The sequence below is a fragment of the Rhizobacter sp. P2_H2 genome (assembly GCF_056403375.1).
Genome location: NZ_JBFUFP010000477.1, coordinates 1 through 4,019, shown reverse-complemented (window position 1 = coordinate 4,019; position 4,019 = coordinate 1). Strand labels below are relative to the sequence as shown.

Below are 4,019 nucleotides of genomic sequence, written 5' to 3'. Positions count from 1 at the left end.
GTGCTCGAGGTGCAGCCGTCGATCGTGTTCGAGCGCCGCGGCCCGCGCATCACGCTGAGCGGCAATGCCGCGATCAGCAGCCTGAGCTACCTGAACGACAGCCAGCCGTCGCGCGTGCTGCCGCGCGCACGCATCGACCTCGCCTCGAAGGTGATCGAGGACTGGGCCTACTTCGACGCCTGGTACCGGATCGACCCGACCTTCGACGACCCGTACGCGACGCGCCCCGAGGCTGCCACCTCGTACAAGCTGGAGCCGCGCCGCCGCTACGGGCTGAGCCCGTACCTGATGCACCGCTTCAACGAGCTCGACTCGATGCTCGCGCGCGTCGACTACACGCATGCGCGCATCACCGACTTCCTGACCAAGCAGGTGCGCACCACCAAGGGCCTGGACAAGATCGTCTCGTACGAGCGCGCGCCGCGCAGCTTCGGCCTGCAGATCGAGGTGAAGRCGCACGACGAGAGCGACGACTTCACGCAGGGCCAGACGCTCAGCACGCGCGAGGCGCGGCTGTGGCTGAACTGGCAACCGCAGCCGCAGCTGGTGCTGGGCATCGTCGGCGGGCGCGAGAAGACCTCGCTGCTGGCCGACACGCCGACCGACACGCTGTACGGCGGGCGCGTCACCTGGCGGCCCGACGAGCGCAGCAACCTGCGCGTGACGGTGGAGCACCGCTACTTCGGCAACGGCTGGGACGCCGTCTATGCGCACAACTCGGCCACCACGACGATCGGGCTGCAGGCGAGCCGCACGGTGTCGAGCCAGGGCATCCCGGACAACGGCGTGCTGCCGCCCGGCAGCGCGTCGCCGGTGCCGGTGGGCGGCGGCATCAACCCGTCCGCGCTGTATTCGGTGGTGGCCCAGCTGCGCGAGAGCGCCGGCTTCCAGGCCGCGCTGCAGGGCCGGCGCAACCGCATCTACCTGCAGGTGGGCTACCTGAAGCAGCAGGCGCTGCAGATGGCGGGCCAGACCAACATCCCCGACCCGTCGTACGACACCGAGCAGAAATCGGCGTCGCTCGGCTGGGACTACAAGCTCGGGCCGCTGACCACGCTGACCGTGATCGGCGACGGCTCGCGCATCGAGGGGCTGGGCGGCAGCAACCTCGGCCGCTACACGACGCAGTATTCGCTGCGCGTCGAGGGCACGCGCACGCTGTCGCCGCACACCACGGCGACGATCGGTGCGCGCCGCCTCACCGTCAAATCCAACAGCACGACGCTGACCTCCGTCGACCTCGACGGCGAGCAGGCCATCTACGCCGGGCTGCGCTACCGCTTCTGACCATGTACGAGTCGCACTTCGGCCTCAGTGGCCCGCCTTTCCAGCTGAACCCGGACCCGGCGTTCTATTTCGACAGCCGCGGGCACAGCAACGCGCTGGCCTACCTGAAGTTCGGCGTGCACCAGGGCGAGGGCTTCATCGTCGTCACCGGCGAGATCGGTGCCGGCAAGACCACGCTGGTGCGCACGCTGCTCGAAGGGCTGGACGCCGAGAAGGTGGTGGCCGCGCAGGTGGTCAGCACGCAGCTCGAATCGGGCGACCTGCTGCGCGCCATCCTCACCGCGTACGGCGTGCCGACCGCGGGCGCGTCGAAGGCGCACCTGATCGCGAGCCTCGAGGGCTTCCTCACCGCGCTGGCCGCGAAGGGCCGGCGTGCGCTGCTGATCGTCGACGAGGCGCAGAACCTGAAGCACGAGGCGGTCGAAGAGCTGCGCATGCTGTCGAACTTCCAGCTCGGCAACCATGCGCTGCTGCAGAGCTTCCTGATCGGCCAGCCGGAGCTGCGCACGCTGCTGCAATCGAAGTCGATGGAGCAACTGCGCCAGCGCGTGATCGCGTCGTGCCACCTCGGGCCGCTCGACCAGACCGAGACGCGCGCCTACATCGAGCACCGGCTGCACCGCGTCGGCTGGAAGGATTCGCCGGCCTTCGCCGACGATGCGTTCGACGCGATCCACCGCTGGACCGGCGGCGTGCCGCGCCGCATCAACCGGTTGTGCAACCGGCTGTTCCTCGCCGCCTTCCTGTCGGGCAAGGACGCGATCTCGGCCGAGACGGTGGACCAGACCGCCGGCGAGCTGCGCAGCGAGATCGGCGAACTCGCCGACGTGCCGATGCTGGTGTCCACGGCGGGCCATGCCAGCGGCCACGGCCGACCCGACGTGACGATTCCGCCCAACCCGGCGCTGCCGGTGCTGGACGCGGCGGTGGACTTCGGCGGGAACATCGGCAACAACGCGAGCCTCGGCGTGGTCCAGCGCTCGCGCAGCGGCAGCAAGCTGCAGCGCCCGTTGCTGTGCGTGGTCGATACCCGCACCGATTTCCTGAAGATCGGCGCGCTGTCGCGCGTGCTCGAGGAGTACGGCGACCTGCCGCCGKTGATGGCGGTACAGCCCGGCACCGAAGAGGGCCTGGCGATCGGCGCGGCCGGTGCCGCGGTGCTGCCGCTGCCGAAGATGGAGATCCACCTCGGCATCGGCGCGCACGCGGTCGGCGTGGCGCACGGCTCGGCCGCCGCGCTGACGCGCTTCGACGAGGTGCTGGCCGAGTTCATGCCGAGCGCGGTGCTGGCGGTCGGCAAATCGGATGCGGTGYTGATGTGCACGCTGCTCGCCAACAAGCGCGGCGTGCCGGTGCTGCGGCTCGACGCCGGCCAGCGCAACACCGGCGGCAGCGCCAGCGCCGAGATGAACGGCGTGCTGATCGACCGCGTGGCCGATGCGCTCTACACGAACAAGCTGCTGACCTACTACACGCTGTACCGCGAGGGCATCCCGTCGGACCGGGTGCACTGCGTCGGCAGCCTGGCAGCCAACCTGCTGCACTTCGGGCTGCCGCATGCGGTGCCGCCGCTCGAATCGTTCGCGCGCGCCAAGCTCTCGCCGGCGGTGCTGAACGACCCGCGCGGCTTCGGGCTGGTGAGCCTGGCGCTGCAGCCGAAGACCATGGACGAGCTGCTGCCGATGCTCGCGACGCTGGGCCGCGAGCTGCCGCTGGTGTGGCCGCTGCGCGAGGAGGCGCTGGTCGCGCTGAAATCCACCGGGCAGGAGGCGCGCCTGGCCGATGCCGGCGTGATCGTGATGCCGGCGCAGGGCTACCTGGAAGAGATCGGGCTGCTGCAGCAGGCGCGCTGCCTGATCGCCGGCAGCGAAGGCGAGCTGGTCGAGGAGGCGGTGACGCTCGGTGTGCGCAGCATCACGCTCGGCAACGACCGCAGCGGCACGCCGGTGGCCGATCCGTCGAGCATCGTCGTCGGCCGCAACGTCGAGCAGGCGCTGAAAGCCGTGCGCGAGATCCTGCTGACCGAATCCGCGCGCGTCGACGTGYCCGAATACTGGGACGGCGGCACCGCCAGCCGCATCGCGAAGCACCTGCGCAGCTGGCTGCCGGCCTCGATGCGCGTCTCGTCGACCGCCCGCGCTGCCGAATCCGTTCGCTGAATTTGTCCCTGAGTCCATGACCAAGAACCCGATCACCAACGCCCTGACGGTCGACGTCGAGGACTACTTCCAGGTCTCGGCGCTGGCGCCGTTCATCGCGCGCGACCGCTGGGATTCGATCCCGTGCCGCGTCGAGGCGAACGTCGAYCGCCTGCTGCGGCGCTTTGCCGACAACCATGCGAAGGCCACGTTCTTCACGCTCGGCTGGATCGCCGAGCGCTACCCGCAGGTGGTGCGCCGCATCGTCGACGACGGGCACGAACTGGCGAGCCACGGCTACGGGCACCAGCGGGCGAGCGAGTTGTCGCGCGAGGCGTTCAGCCACGACGTGACGAATGCGAAGCGCATCCTCGAGGACATCGCCGGCGTGCGGGTGATCGGGTATCGCGCGCCGAGCTTCTCGATCGGGGCCGACAACCTGTGGGCCTTCGACGTGCTGAAGGAAGCGGGCTACGTCTACAGCTCCAGCGTCTACCCGGTGCAGCACGACCACTACGGCATGCCGGACGCGCCGCGCTTTCCTTACCAGGTGCGCGACGGGCTGACCGAGCTGCCGATCACGACGGTGCGTGC

The 4,019-nt window shown here is 69.9% G+C and carries 3 protein-coding genes; all 3 read left to right on the top strand.

From position 1 onward, the window contains the following. The coding region (locus tag AC1D15_RS20675; RefSeq protein WP_477827443.1) for a porin family protein at positions 1-1,287 on the top strand (1,287 nt) is incomplete at its 5' end. A 2-nt stretch (positions 1,288-1,289) separates the two neighbouring features. Next, positions 1,290-3,446 carry an XrtA/PEP-CTERM system-associated ATPase gene (locus AC1D15_RS20670; RefSeq protein ID WP_477827442.1) on the top strand — a complete coding sequence of 719 codons (2,157 nt, stop codon included), beginning with the start codon at positions 1,290-1,292 and terminating at the stop codon, positions 3,444-3,446. A gap of 16 nt (positions 3,447-3,462) precedes the next feature. After that, the coding region (locus AC1D15_RS20665) for an XrtA system polysaccharide deacetylase (protein ID WP_477827441.1) at positions 3,463-4,019 on the top strand (557 nt) is incomplete at its 3' end.